The following is a 13,265-nucleotide window of genomic DNA, read 5'->3' on the forward strand; positions in this document are numbered from 1 at the left end:
CGAAGCGGCGCAGGTCACATATGGATCGAGCGCTTCTCCACCGCCATCGCGGCTTCCTTCACCGCCTCAGCCAGCGTCGGGTGTGCGTGGCAGGAGCGGGCGATGTCTTCCGACGAGCCGCCGAATTCCATCGCGATCACCGCTTCGTGGATCAGCTCGCCCGCATTCGCGCCGACAATGTGAACACCCAGCACCTTGTCGGTCGCCGCATCGGCCAGAATCTTCACAAAGCCCTCGGTCAGGCCGATGGACTTGGCGCGACCATTGGCCATGAAGGGGAACTTGCCGACATTGTAGGCGATGCCCGCAGCTTTCAGCTCCTCTTCCGTCTTGCCGACGGAGGCAACTTCCGGCGCGGTGTAAACGACGCCCGGAATCACGTCATAGTTCACGTGGCCCGCCTTGCCGGCGAGAATTTCCGCCACCGCGACACCCTCATCCTCAGCCTTGTGCGCGAGCATCGGTCCGGCGATCACATCGCCGATGGCGTAGATGCCGGTGACGTTGGTCGAGAAATGCGCGTCGGTGAGAATGCGGCCCTTCGCATCCTTCTGAACGCCGATCTCGTCGAGGCCGAGGCCCTGCGTGTAGGGCACGCGGCCGATGGCGACGAGCACGACATCCGCCTCGATGGTTTCCGCAGCACCGCCGGCAGCGGGTTCGATGGTGACAAGAGCGCCCTTGCCCTTCTTCTCGACCTTCGTGACCTTGGAGCCGAGCTTGAACGCAAAACCCTGCTTCGACAGCATGCGCTGGAAGTTCTTCGCAACTTCACCGTCCATGCCGGGCAGGATGCGGTCGAGATATTCGACCACCGTCACGTCCGAGCCGAGGCGACGCCACACCGAACCGAGTTCGAGACCGATGACGCCCGCGCCGATGACGACGAGACGCTTCGGAACGCTCTCCAACTCAAGCGCTCCCGTGGACGACACCACAACCTTCTCGTCGATCTCGATGCCGGGAAGGCGCGTGACATCCGAGCCGGTGGCGATGACGATGTTCTTGGTCTGCAGAATCTGGTTCGAACCGTCGTCTGCCGTCACTTCGACCTGACCGGCAGCGGCGATGCGGCCGGCACCGAAGAACACATCGACCTTATTCTTCTTGAGCAGGAATTCGACACCCTTGGTGTTGCCGTCGACGCCTTCCTGCTTGAAGGCCATCATCTTCTTCAGATCGATCTTCGGCGTACCAACGCTGATGCCGAGCTTGTCGAAATGCGTGCTCGCATCTTCGAACGCGTGCGATGCGTGCAGCAGCGCCTTCGACGGAATGCAGCCCACGTTGAGGCAGGTACCGCCATGGGTCTTGCGCTTTTCGACAACGGCGGTCTTCAAGCCAAGTTGGGCCGCGCGGATGGCGCAGACATAGCCGCCGGGGCCGGTACCGATGACGATGAGATCGTAGGACATTGAATTACCCTCACTCTGTCATCACCGGGCTTGTCCCGGTGATCGCGATACGAAAGGTTCAGCCCTTCCGATCGAGATGGCCGGGACAAGCCCGGCCATGACAGTCATGTTGAAAAACTTACAGGTCGAGCACGAGACGCGCCGGATCCTCCAGCGCTTCCTTGACGCGCACAAGGAAGGTCACGGCTTCCTTGCCGTCGACGATGCGGTGATCGTAGGACAGCGCGAGATACATCATCGGGCGCACGACGACCTGGCCGTTGCGGACCACAGGACGCTCCTCGATGCGGTGCATGCCGAGAATGCCCGATTGCGGCGCGTTGAGGATCGGAGTCGAGAGCAGCGAGCCGTAGATGCCGCCGTTGGTGATGGTGAAGGTGCCGCCCTGCATCTCGTCGATGGAGAGCTTGCCGTCGCGGGCGCGGCGACCGAAATCGGCGATGGTCTTCTCGATGCCGGCGACCGAGAGCAGGTCCGCATCGCGCACGACCGGAACGACGAGGCCCTTATCGGTGCCCACCGCAATGCCGATGTGGTAGTAGTTCTTGTAGACGAGATCCTGACCATCGATCTCGGCATTGACCGCCGGGATTTCCTTGAGCGCCTGAATCACTGCCTTGGTGAAGAAGCCCATGAAGCCGAGCTTCGTGCCGTGCTTCTTCTCGAACACATCCTTGTATTGCGCACGCAGATTCATCACCGCGCTCATGTCCACGTCGTTGAACGTGGTGAGCATGGCGGCGGTGTTCTGTGCATCCTTGAGGCGGCGCGCGATGGTCTGGCGCAGCTTCGTCATCTTCACGCGCTCTTCGCGCGATGCATCGGCCGGCGCGGAGGGAGCCCGCGGCTGAACCGGAGCGGCAGGCGCGGGAGCGGCAGCGCCGCCGCCTGCGATGACCGCGAGCATGTCGCCCTTGGTCACGCGGCCATCCTTGCCGGTGCCGGCGACGCCGGCGGGCGAAACACCGCTTTCGGCAGCAAGGCGCGTGACGGCAGGGCCGGGCTCCTTGGCGGCAGCCGGAGCGGCGGCCGGAGCCGGAGCAGCGGGCGCAGCCTTCGGAGCTTCAGCCTTGGGCGCGGGAGCAGCAGCCGCTGCGCCGCCTTCGACCACGGAACCGAGCACGGCGCCGGGGGTCACGGTCTCGCCGTCCTTGGCGATGATATCACCGAGTGTGCCGCTGACCGGAGCATTGACCTCGAGGGTCACCTTGTCCGTCTCAAGCTCGAGCACGGGCTCGTCGGCCTTCACGGGATCGCCGGGCTTCTTGAACCAGCGGCCGATGGTGGCCTCTGAAACGGATTCGCCAAGGGTGGGTACGCGGATTTCGGTCGCCATGTTCGTCTTGTGGTTTTAGAGCCGTGCGGCCCAAGGATAAGGATAAAGTCTTCCGCGGCTATTAAGCCGCGAAAGCCTCGTCGAGGAAAGCCTGCAATTGGGCCAGATGCTTCGACATCAGGCCCGTGGCGGTGGCGGCAGAGGCGGCGCGGCCCACATAGCGCGGACGATCCACCTTGGAGCCTGCCGTCTTGAGCACCCATTCGAGATAGGGCTCGACGAAGCTCCAGGAGCCCATGTTCTTGGGCTCTTCCTGACACCAAACCACATCGGCCTTCTTGAAGCGGGCGAGTTCAGCCGCGAGCGACTTCGCCGGGAACGGATAGAGCTGCTCGACGCGCATCAGATAGACGTCGTCCAGCCCACGCTTCTCGCGCTCCTCGTAGAGGTCGTAATAGACCTTGCCGGTGCAGATCACGACGCGACGGATCTTGTCGTCCTTCACCAGCTTGATGCCGTCGTTCAGGCGCTGCGCGTCGTCGGCCAGTACGCGATGGAAGGACGTGCCTTCTGCAATCGCGGCGAGCGAGGACACGGCGCGCTTGTGGCGCAGCAGCGACTTCGGCGTCATCAGGATCAGCGGCTTGCGGAACTCGCGCTTCAGCTGACGGCGCAGGATGTGGAAGTAGTTCGACGGCGTGGTGCAGTAGGCCACCTGCATGTTGTCTTCCGCGCACATCTGCAGCCAGCGCTCGAGACGAGCGGAGGAGTGCTCCGGTCCCTGGCCTTCATAGCCATGGGGCAGGAGGCAGACGAGGCCGGACATGCGCAACCACTTGCGTTCGCCCGACGAGATGAACTGGTCGAACACCACCTGCGCGCCGTTGGCGAAGTCGCCGAACTGCGCTTCCCAAAGCGTCAGCGCGTTGGGCTCGGAGAGCGTGTAGCCGTACTCGAAGCCGAGCACCGCCTCTTCCGAGAGCATCGAGTTGATGACCTCGTAGCGGCCCTGGGTTTCCGAGATGTGGTTGAGGGGCGTGTAGCGCTCCTCGTTCTCCTGGTCGGTCAGCACCGAATGGCGCTGCGAGAAGGTGCCGCGCTCCACGTCCTGACCAGACAGGCGGACGCGGTGGCCTTCGACGAGGAGCGAACCGAAAGCAAGCGCTTCCGCCATCGCCCAATCGATGCCTTCGCCCGTCTCCATCATCTTCTTGCGGTTGTCGAGGAAGCGCTGGATCGTGCGGTGGAGGTGGAAGCCTTCCGGCACGGTGGTGAGCGCCTTCGCGATGTTCTGCAAGGTCGCGACCGACACGCCGGTCTGGCCGCGGCGCGGATCATCTGCGTCTTCGCGCACGGCCTTGAGGCCGGCCCAGCGGCCATCGAGCCAGTCAGCCTTGTTGGGTTTGTAGTTGGAAGCGATGTCGAACTCGGCGTCGAGCTTCGAGCGCCAGGCGTTCTTCATCTCGTCGATCTCGGCCTCGGTGACCGTGCCCTCGGCAAGCAGCTTCTTGGAATAGATCTCCAGGATCGAGGGATGCGAGCGGATCGTGCGGTACATGAGCGGCTGGGTGAAAGCCGGCTCATCGCCTTCGTTGTGACCGAAGCGGCGGTAGCAGAACATGTCTACCACGACAGGCTTCTGGAACTTCTGCCGGTATTCGGTCGCGACCTTGGCCGCGAACACCACCGCTTCCGGATCGTCGCCATTCACGTGGAAGATCGGCGCCTCGACCATTTTGGCCACATCCGACGGATAAGGCGACGAACGCGAGAAACGCGGATCCGTGGTGAAGCCGATTTGGTTGTTGATGATGAAATGCACCGAGCCGCCGGTGCGGTGGCCGCGCAGGCCCGACAGACCGAGGCACTCCGCCACGACGCCCTGGCCCGCGAAGGCCGCATCGCCATGGATGAGCAGCGGCATCACCGCCGTGCGGTTATCCGGCGCGCAGCCGAGCTGGTCCTGCTTCGCGCGCACCTTGCCGAGCACGACGGGATCGACGATTTCGAGGTGCGAAGGGTTTGCGGTCAGCGACAGGTGGACATTGTTGCCGTCGAAGGTGCGATCCGATGAAGCGCCGAGGTGATACTTCACGTCGCCCGAGCCTTCCACGTCGTCGGGCGCGAAGGAACCGCCCTTGAACTCGTGGAACAGCGCGCGGTGCGGCTTGCCCATGACCTGCGTCAGCACGTTGAGACGGCCACGGTGAGCCATGCCGAGCACGATTTCCTGGCAGCCGAGGTTACCGCCGCGCTTGATGATCTGCTCCAGTGCCGGAATCAGCGACTCGCTGCCATCGAGGCCGAAGCGCTTGGTGCCGGTGTACTTCAGGTCGAGAAACTTCTCGAAACCTTCCGCCTCGACGATCTTGTTGAGGATCGCGCGCTTGCCCTCGCGGGTGAAGGTGATCTCCTTATCCGGCCCCTCGATGCGCTCCTGAATCCAGGCCTTCTCGGCCGGATCGGAGATGTGCATGAACTCGACGCCGAGCGTCTGGCAATAGGTGCGCTCGAGAATGGCGACGATCTCGCGGATCGTGCCGAATTCGAGGCCGAGCACGTTGTCGAGGAAAATTTTGCGGTCCCAGTCGGCTTCCGTGAAGCCGTAATGCGAGGGATGCAGTTCCTCGTCGCTCGGACGCGGATTGATGTCGAGCGGGTCAAGCTTGGCGTGAAGGTGACCGCGCACACGGTAGGCGCGGATCAACATGATCGCGCGCACGGAATCGCGGGTCGCCTGAAGCACCTGCTCCTGGCTGATGGGCGCGCCCTTGGCTTCCGCCTTGGCCTTGATCTTGTCGCCGACGGCCTTCTCGACCTGGGCCCAGTTGCCGTCGAGCGCGGAGATCAACTCGCCGTTCGCCGGGATCGGCCAGTTCGGCTTTTCCCACGACGCGCCGCGCGCGTTTTCCAGAACGGTCTGCTTGTCGTCCTTCAACGCGCCGAAGAAAGCCTGCCACTCGGCATCGACCGAGGAGGGATTTTCTTCGTAACGGGCATAAAGTTCCTCGATATAGGACGCGTTCGCCCCATAGAGGAAGGCGGTGTTGAGAAACTTCTCGTTGGCGTCTTGGCGTGCCATGGCAATACTCAATCAAACGATGCGAATGGCCGCCCCAGCCATTCCGGGGCGGCCGGTGGCTTTATCGGCCTTTGAGAACCTCAACCAAGGTTTTTCCAAGGCGGGCCGGTGACGGCGACACGCGGATGCCCGCAGCCTCCATCGCAGCAATCTTGTCCTCAGCGCCGCCCTTGCCGCCGGAGATGATTGCGCCGGCGTGACCCATACGGCGTCCGGGAGGAGCCGTGCGGCCGGCGATGAAGCCGACCATCGGCTTCTTGCGGCCCTTCTTGGCCTCGCGGGCGATGAACTCGGCCGCCTCTTCTTCCGCCGAGCCGCCGATCTCGCCGATCATGACGATCGACTCGGTCTTGGGGTCGGAGAGGAACATGTCGAGCATCTCGATGAACTCGGTGCCCTTGACCGGATCGCCGCCGATGCCGACCGCCGTGGTCTGGCCGAGGCCTTCGTTGGTGGTCTGGAACACGGCCTCATAGGTCAGCGTGCCGGAGCGCGACACGATACCGACCGAGCCGGGCTTGAAGATGTTCGCCGGCATGATGCCGATCTTCGATTCACCCGCCGTCACGATACCGGGGCAGTTCGGGCCAATGAGGCGCGACTTGGAGCCCTGGAGCGAACGCTTCACGCGCACCATGTCGAGCACCGGAATGCCTTCGGTGATGCAGACGATGAGCGGAATTTCCGCGTCGATGGCTTCGCAGATCGCATCAGCCGCGCCCGGCGGCGGAACGTAGACGACCGAGGCGTCGGCGCCGGTCTTCTCGCGCGCTTCCTTCACCGTGTCGAAGACGGGAAGGTTGAGATGCGTCGAGCCGCCTTTACCGGGCGAAGTGCCGCCGACCATCTTGGTGCCGTAGGCGATGGCCTGCTCGGAGTGGAAGGTGCCGTTCTTGCCGGTGAAGCCCTGGCAGATGACCTTGGTGTTCTTGTCGATGAGGATGGACATATTGGAATCACCTGCGTCGGTTGATATTGCGCGTCGTCATGAGTGTGGTTTCGGTGCCATTCGATTTGCGTTTCTCGATATAAGCAAATCGTGGCCCCTGAGAGCTTTTCGGCTCCCAGCGAGTCATACTTTCCGTCTCGTACACGCGGCGAACTGGAGAATTCAGTTTAAGCGCGTTCGCAAAAGAGGCTTCAATTTGCGGATCAGAATAAGGCTCCGCGAAAACAGTACAAACCTCTGAATCGCTTGCAGTACTTTTTCTAGGATCCACCAATGTCGCGACTGATACTTTCACCGAAACATTGCTGGCGCTTTGAACTTTCCAGATTGACGTCGTGACAACCTGTGTTTCAAAACGCTTAACTTCGTTGAAAGATTCACGGCTCCAGCCCTTAGCAGCGCCAGTTTTCTCGAGAACATTCATCAGGGGACTTGCTTTAGTGCAAATCTCCTTGAAGGCATCGACCATGACCTCCTGCATGTTGGCCTTCGCGGCACTTGTCGCATACAAGATTGCAGTGAGGGTTAGCACTAAAACCCGCATGGTCACTTTCCGCCGCGAACCGCGTTCACGATCTTCTGCGCCGCGTCGTCGAGATCGTCCGCCGGGATCACGTTGAGGCCGGATTCGCGGATGATCTTCTTGCCTTCTTCGACGTTGGTGCCTTCGAGACGCACGACCAGCGGAACCTGAAGACCGACCGCCTTCACCGCCGCGAGCACGCCGCGCGCGATGACGTCGCACTTCATGATGCCGCCGAAGATGTTGACCAGAATGCCCTTCACGTTCGGGTCGGCGGTGATGATCTTGAACGCCGCCGTCACCTTCTCCTCCGAAGCGCCGCCGCCGACGTCCAGGAAGTTGGCGGGCTCTTCGCCGTAGAGCTTGATGATGTCGAGCGTCGCCATCGCAAGACCGGCGCCGTTGACCATGCAGCCGATGGTGCCATCGAGGGCGATATAGGCGAGGTCGTGCTTCGAGGCCTCGATTTCCTTCTCGTCCTCTTCCGTGATGTCGCGCAGCGCGACGATGTCGGGATGACGATAAAGCGCGTTGCCGTCGAACGAGATCTTGGCGTCGAGGCACTTGAGGTGCCCGTCCTTGGTGACGATGGGCGGGTTGATCTCGAGCATCTCCATGTCCTTCGCGATGAAGGCCGTGTAGAGCTTGATCACCACGTCTTCCGCTTCCTTGGCGAGCGGGCCGGTGAGGCCGAGCGCCTTGGCGACGGTGCGGCCGTGATGGGGCATCACGCCGGTCGCGGGATCGATGGAGAAGGTCAGGATCTTTTCGGGCGTGTCGTGGGCGACCTGCTCGATATCCATGCCGCCTTCCGTCGAGACGACGAAAGCGACGCGGCCCGTGGCGCGGTCGACGAGCATGGAGAGATAAAGCTCGCGCTCGATATCCGAACCGTCTTCGATGTAGAGGCGGTTGACCTGCTTGCCGACTTCGCCGGTCTGGATCGTGACCAGCGTGTTGCCGAGCATCTGCTGCGCAAAAAGCTTCACCTCGTCGACGGACTTGGCGAGACGCACGCCGCCCTTTTCGCCGGCAGCGGCTTCCTTGAACTTGCCCTTGCCGCGGCCGCCCGCGTGGATCTGAGACTTCACGACCCAGAGCGGGCCGCCGAGTTCCTTGGCCGCTGCCTCGGCTTCTGCGGCTGAGAAGATGGCCTTGCCCCGCGAGACCGGCAGGCCGAATTCCTTCAGGACGGCTTTGCCTTGGTATTCATGGATATTCATGTGTTCGCTTTCTTATGGCGAATGGTGATTTCGCGAATGAGGCGGGTGAACGGCTTGAATGGCGAAGGGCTTCGCCATTCACCACTCACCAGTCGCCTTACTTCAGAGCCGGATTGATCTGCTTGCAAGCGTCGACGAGGCCCTGCACGGAAGCGACCGACTTCTCGAACATCGCCTTCTCGTCGCCCGAGAACGACACCTCGACGATGCGCTCGACGCCCTTCGCGCCGATCACAATCGGCACGCCGACGAACATGTCCTTCACGCCGTACTGGCCGGTGAGATACGCGGCGCAGGGCAGAACGCGCTTCTTGTCCTTGAGGTAGCTCTCGGCCATCGCAATCGCGGAAGCCGCCGGAGCATAGAAAGCCGAGCCGGTCTTGAGCAGGTTGACGATCTCGCCGCCGCCCTTACGGGTGCGCTCGACCATGGCGTCGAGCTTGGCTTGAGTGGTCCAGCCCATCTTGACCAGGTCGGGCAGCGGAACACCGGCAACGGTGGAGTAGCGCACCAGCGGCACCATGTCGTCGCCGTGGCCGCCGAGCACGAAGGCGGTCACGTCCTCGACCGAGACGTTGAACTCTTCCGCGAGGAAGTGGCGGAAGCGGGCCGAGTCGAGCACGCCGGCCATGCCGACGATCTTTTCAGGCTTCAGGCCAGAGAACTTCTGGAGCGCCCACACCATCGCATCGAGCGGGTTGGTGATGCAGATGACGAAGGCGTTCGGCGCATATTGCTTGATGCCGTTGCCGACCGCTTCCATGACCTTGAGGTTGATGCCCAAAAGGTCGTCGCGGCTCATGCCCGGCTTACGCGGCACGCCGGCGGTGACGATGATGACGTCCGCGCCCGCGATGGCCGAATAGTCGTTCGCGCCCTGATACTTCGCATCGAACCCGTCGACCGGAGCCGACTCGGCGATATCGAGACCTTTGCCCTGGGGGACGCCTTCCGCGATGTCGAACAAAACGACGTCGCCGAGTTCCTTCAAGCCGACGAGATGGGCGAGCGTACCGCCGATCTGGCCAGCACCGATGAGCGCGATCTTATGACGGGCCATGGATATGTCCTTGGGTTTTGGGAAAGGCGCGAGCCTTTTGAGGAGTGGCGCTGTGTGACTCAGAAATATGCCTGCTTCAAGTCAGCGAAAGGTTAAACGGCAAGGGTTTGCGGCCTCTCGCGACCAGCCCCGCCTGCGACAAGCTGGAATAGACCCCTGTTTTCAGAGTCTTAGGGTATCGAGCCACCTCGATAATTTCATGTTACATCTTTTTAAATTTGTAACCTACGTCAGACGCTGCCATTCGCGAGCGCCCGCAAAATGACCCGCACGACCCCCGCAAGGCGCTGGTCCAGCCTGTCCTGCGGCATCTCCGCATCGAGCCGGATGGCGATAGGGTTGATGAACCGGTAGGCCGCATCGCTGATGAAGGAGAGCGCCCGTTCCCGATCCCGCGGATCGAACTTGCCCGTGTTGATCCCCTCGTCCAGCACCCGCTCGATCAACTGCCGCATCCGGGAGCGATGCTTGCGGATCAGCGCCCGGGAGGTCTCGGTCGCGGAGCAATAGACATCGAAAAGGTTGCAGTCTTCGATCAAAAGCTCGCGCTGGGTGCGTGACCAGGCCTGGAGCAGGCGCTCGAGCTTGTCGTCGGCCGGGTCGGGGGAGTCCGCGACCTCGGCAACGAGGGCTTCGAGGACCTTAAGCCATTGCCCGGCCACCGCATCGATCAGCGCCGCCTTGGAGGCGAAATAGCGATAGACATTGGCATGGGTCATCCCCGCCGCGTCGGCGATGCTGACGACCGTCACATGGCGGGGGCCGAAGCGTTTGAGATGATCGGCCGCGATGGCGAGAAGCCGGGTATCAGCGGGTGCGGTGGCCTCCGCGAAGCGCGAGGAACCGCTGCGAGGCCGCTTCATGTCTCGACCAGACCAGTTGTTTCGCCGCTCGCTGTGGAGTCGGCGGGGCCGTGCGGCAGGGCGAGGTATTCTTCTGAGCGCATCTCGATGAGCCGCGACACTGTGCGGTCGAACTCGAAAGCCTCGCGGCCCGTCTCGGCGCGGTAGAGCTCCGTCGCCTCGGCCTCGGCGGAGGCCAACAGCTTCACGTGCGAGTCATAGAGCGCATCGATCAACATGATGAAGCGCTTGGCCTCGTTGCGTCGGTCGAACCCCATGCGGGGAATGTTTTCGACGATCACGGTGTGAAACTCTTCCGCGATCATCAGGTAGTCCGATGCGCCGAGCGGCTTAGAGCAGAGATCCTCGAAAGCGAACCGCGCGACGCCGCCGGCCGCTTCAGGAACCTCGACCGGATGCCCTTTAACGGTCAGCGTCATGGCCTCGCCATGCTTCCGACCTGAGAGATTCTGGAAGGCATGGGTCAGCGCTTCGTGCGAGTGCGCATCGGCGGGGGCGTAGAAGACCGGGCTGCCCGCTAGCTTTTCCAACCGAAAATCCGTGCGGGCTTCGAGCTTCACGACGCTCATGCGCTCTTGCAGAAGCGTGATGAACGGCAAGAAGAACGTGCGGTTGAGGCCACCTTCATAAAGCCGGTCGGGCTCGACGTTGGAGGTCGCGACCACCACGACGCCGTGCGCGAACAAGGCCGTGAACAGGCGGCCCAAAATCATCGCATCGGCAATGTCGGTAACGGTGAACTCGTCGAAGCAAAGAACCCAGGATTCTTTCGCCAGCGCATCCGCGACCGGCCCGATGGGGTCGTCGCCCTTTACCGCGCCATTCTTCAATTGCTGGCGCCATTGGTGGATGCGTTCGTGCACATCGGCCATGAAGGCGTGGAAATGGACCCGCCGCTTGCGCTGCACCGGCAGCGCCTCGAAGAAAAGGTCCATCAGCATGGTCTTGCCGCGCCCGACGGAGCCCCAGACGTAGAGGCCCTTCGGCACATGCGGATGACGCTTGCTGAAGAACCAGCCGAGCACGTTGGTCTTACGCGCCAGGCGGAAGCCGCGCAGGCTGTCAGCCAGTGTTTCGAGCTGCCGCAGAAGAACCACTTGCGCGGGATCGCGCTCAATGGCCCCGGCGGCGACGAGAGCGTCGTAGCGGGCTGTGATGGATTGCGGCGGGAGGAGCGGGGTATCGTTCACGGAAATGACCGATACCGCCCTGAAGCGTTCAGCGCAAACGGCTTATCGCGACAGCGAAAGCGGCGCGCCGGATTTTGCGAGAACGCCGCTGAGCGCGCTGGACGACCCGCGCAGACGCGCGGCGACCGCCCCGCCCTGCTGGTAGAGATAGACCTCGCCATCACGATAGTCCCACGCATTGACCTTCGTGAGATCCGTGCTCGAGCATCCGGAGGACGACGCGCGGTAGAGATCGAGCGCGGGTGCGGATGAGAGCTGAACCCGGCAGGAGCCACCCGCGGCATCCCTCGCGGTCCAGTTGCCGACCATAGAGGTGCGGCTGGAGGGAGCAGCCGGAGCTGCGGGCGTCTCGACCGGAGCGTGAGCGGCGGGAGGTAGTGCCGCGAGATCGGTGCCACCGGACTGCAGGCCGGGGGAGCCGGACATCGGCGCACCGGCGACGGGCGGCAGCGGCTGGCCGGCAATCGGAGGCAGAGGCTCCGCGGTGATCGGCCCGGACGGCACGGCCTCAACCGGCTCCTGCTGCGGCACGACGGGCGCGGCCTGGGCGCTGCGGAATGGCGATCCGCCAAATCGGGAAGAGGAGGAACATGCGCCCAGCGCAAGCGCCATCACGCCGACGATGGCAACGGTATAAACGCGAAGGCTCATTCTGACCTCGATCGTGCTTGCGGCTTCTGGTTTTACCGCTCCTGCGCCCGGGAACCTGAAATGGCAGGAATCAGGAACGAGTCAAGCCAAGCCTGTCTTTGAGGCGCTTGAGGGACTGCACCTGTGACAATGTCGGCGCACCTTCGACCCGGCGCTGGGACGAGAGGACCAGAAACGGCTAGGGCGCCCCAAATTGCAACGATATCCCGCCGCAATTTGAAGCGTACCCCTAATGCACGGATCCTTAGACCACGCGCTCAACCATCATCTTCTTGATCTCGGCAATCGCCTTCGCCGGATTCAGGCCCTTCGGGCAGGTATTGGCGCAGTTCATGATCGTGTGGCAGCGATAGAGCTTGAACGGATCGTGGAGCGCATCGAGACGCTCGCCGGTCGATTCGTCGCGACTGTCGATGAGCCAGCGATAGGCCTGGAGCAGAGCGGCAGGACCGAGGAAGCGGTCGTCGTTCCACCAGTAGCTCGGGCACGAGGTCGAGCAGCAGGCGCAGAGAATGCACTCGTAGAGGCCATCGAGCTTCGCGCGCTCTTTCGGCGTCTGGCGCCATTCCTTCTCCGGTTCCGGCGTCTCCGTGTGGAGCCAGGGCTCGACGGACGCATGCTGCGCGAAAAAGTTCGTCAGGTCCGGCACCAAATCCTTCAGCACCGGCATGTGCGGGAGAGGATAGATTTTGACCGTGCCGCCGTTGCACTCGTCGATGCCGAGCGTACAGGCCAGCGTGTTCTGCCCCATGATGTTCATGGCGCAGGACCCGCAGATGCCTTCGCGGCACGAGCGGCGGAAGGTCAGCGTCGAGTCGACCTTGTTCTTGATCCACAGAAGCGCATCGAGAACCATCGGCCCGCAATCGTCGCGGTCGACATAATAGGTGTCGATGCGCGGCTTTTGTCCGTCATCCGGATTCCAGCGATAGATGCGGAACGCCGTGACGTTCTTGGCCTCGGCCGGCTTCGGCCAGGTCTTGCCTTCGGTGTACTGGGAGTTCTTGGGGAGCGTGAACTGGGCCATTGGTGA

General features: G+C 62.6%; 11 protein-coding genes. All 11 read right to left on the reverse strand.

The window, feature by feature from the left end; genetic code table 11:
• Nucleotides 1–14: 14 nt before the first annotated feature.
• Nucleotides 15–1,415 (reverse strand): dihydrolipoyl dehydrogenase, encoded by a 1,401-nt coding sequence (gene lpdA / locus HB375_RS01280; protein ID WP_167671141.1) that lies wholly within the window; start codon nt 1,413–1,415, stop codon nt 15–17.
• 118 nt (nt 1,416–1,533) lie between these two features.
• On the reverse strand, nt 1,534–2,751 hold the full coding sequence (odhB, locus tag HB375_RS01285) for a 2-oxoglutarate dehydrogenase complex dihydrolipoyllysine-residue succinyltransferase (RefSeq protein WP_167671142.1): 1,218 nt from the start codon (nt 2,749–2,751) through the stop codon (nt 1,534–1,536).
• Between the two features lie 61 nt (nt 2,752–2,812).
• On the reverse strand, nt 2,813–5,773 hold the full coding sequence (locus HB375_RS01290; protein ID WP_167671143.1) for a 2-oxoglutarate dehydrogenase E1 component: 2,961 nt from the start codon (nt 5,771–5,773) through the stop codon (nt 2,813–2,815).
• A 61-nt stretch (nt 5,774–5,834) separates the two neighbouring features.
• Entirely contained in the window at nt 5,835–6,722 is an 888-nt protein-coding gene (gene sucD / locus HB375_RS01295) for a succinate--CoA ligase subunit alpha (protein ID WP_167671144.1), read from the reverse strand.
• A gap of 7 nt (nt 6,723–6,729) precedes the next feature.
• On the reverse strand, nt 6,730–7,203 hold the full coding sequence (locus tag HB375_RS01300) for a hypothetical protein (protein WP_167671145.1): 474 nt from the start codon (nt 7,201–7,203) through the stop codon (nt 6,730–6,732).
• A gap of 65 nt (nt 7,204–7,268) precedes the next feature.
• A complete protein-coding gene (sucC, locus tag HB375_RS01305; protein ID WP_167671146.1) occupies nt 7,269–8,468 on the reverse strand; it encodes an ADP-forming succinate--CoA ligase subunit beta in 1,200 nt (399 codons plus the stop codon).
• A 97-nt stretch (nt 8,469–8,565) separates the two neighbouring features.
• Entirely contained in the window at nt 8,566–9,528 is a 963-nt protein-coding gene (gene mdh / locus HB375_RS01310; protein ID WP_167671147.1) for a malate dehydrogenase, read from the reverse strand.
• A gap of 230 nt (nt 9,529–9,758) precedes the next feature.
• The gene (locus HB375_RS01315) at nt 9,759–10,391 is read right to left on the reverse strand and encodes a TetR/AcrR family transcriptional regulator (protein WP_167671148.1); all 633 of its coding nucleotides are present in this window, start codon (nt 10,389–10,391) and stop codon (nt 9,759–9,761) included.
• Nucleotides 10,388–11,581, reverse strand: a complete 1,194-nt coding sequence (gene zapE / locus HB375_RS01320; protein WP_343232334.1) for a cell division protein ZapE — start codon at nt 11,579–11,581, stop codon at nt 10,388–10,390. The genes HB375_RS01315 and zapE overlap by 4 nt, the downstream gene beginning before the upstream one ends.
• Nucleotides 11,582–11,623: 42 nt before the next feature.
• Nucleotides 11,624–12,232 (reverse strand): AprI/Inh family metalloprotease inhibitor, encoded by a 609-nt coding sequence (locus HB375_RS01325; protein ID WP_167671149.1) that lies wholly within the window; start codon nt 12,230–12,232, stop codon nt 11,624–11,626.
• Between the two features lie 244 nt (nt 12,233–12,476).
• Nucleotides 12,477–13,259 carry a succinate dehydrogenase iron-sulfur subunit gene (locus tag HB375_RS01330; protein WP_167671150.1) on the reverse strand — a complete coding sequence of 261 codons (783 nt, stop codon included), beginning with the start codon at nt 13,257–13,259 and terminating at the stop codon, nt 12,477–12,479.
• Nucleotides 13,260–13,265 lie beyond the last annotated feature (6 nt).

The sequence above is a fragment of the Microvirga terricola genome (assembly GCF_011777495.1).
GTDB lineage: Bacteria > Pseudomonadota > Alphaproteobacteria > Rhizobiales > Beijerinckiaceae > Microvirga > Microvirga terricola.

Coding starts and splice junctions, on each gene's coding strand:
- lpdA (WP_167671141.1), bottom strand. CDS start 1,415: ATGTCCTACGATCTCATCGTCATCGGTACCGGCCCCGGCGGCTATGTC.
- odhB (WP_167671142.1), bottom strand. CDS start 2,751: ATGGCGACCGAAATCCGCGTACCCACCCTTGGCGAATCCGTTTCAGAG.
- HB375_RS01290 (WP_167671143.1), bottom strand. CDS start 5,773: ATGGCACGCCAAGACGCCAACGAGAAGTTTCTCAACACCGCCTTCCTC.
- sucD (WP_167671144.1), bottom strand. CDS start 6,722: ATGTCCATCCTCATCGACAAGAACACCAAGGTCATCTGCCAGGGCTTC.
- HB375_RS01300 (WP_167671145.1), bottom strand. CDS start 7,203: ATGCAGGAGGTCATGGTCGATGCCTTCAAGGAGATTTGCACTAAAGCA.
- sucC (WP_167671146.1), bottom strand. CDS start 8,468: ATGAATATCCATGAATACCAAGGCAAAGCCGTCCTGAAGGAATTCGGC.
- mdh (WP_167671147.1), bottom strand. CDS start 9,528: ATGGCCCGTCATAAGATCGCGCTCATCGGTGCTGGCCAGATCGGCGGT.
- HB375_RS01315 (WP_167671148.1), bottom strand. CDS start 10,391: ATGAAGCGGCCTCGCAGCGGTTCCTCGCGCTTCGCGGAGGCCACCGCA.
- HB375_RS01325 (WP_167671149.1), bottom strand. CDS start 12,232: ATGAGCCTTCGCGTTTATACCGTTGCCATCGTCGGCGTGATGGCGCTT.
- HB375_RS01330 (WP_167671150.1), bottom strand. CDS start 13,259: ATGGCCCAGTTCACGCTCCCCAAGAACTCCCAGTACACCGAAGGCAAG.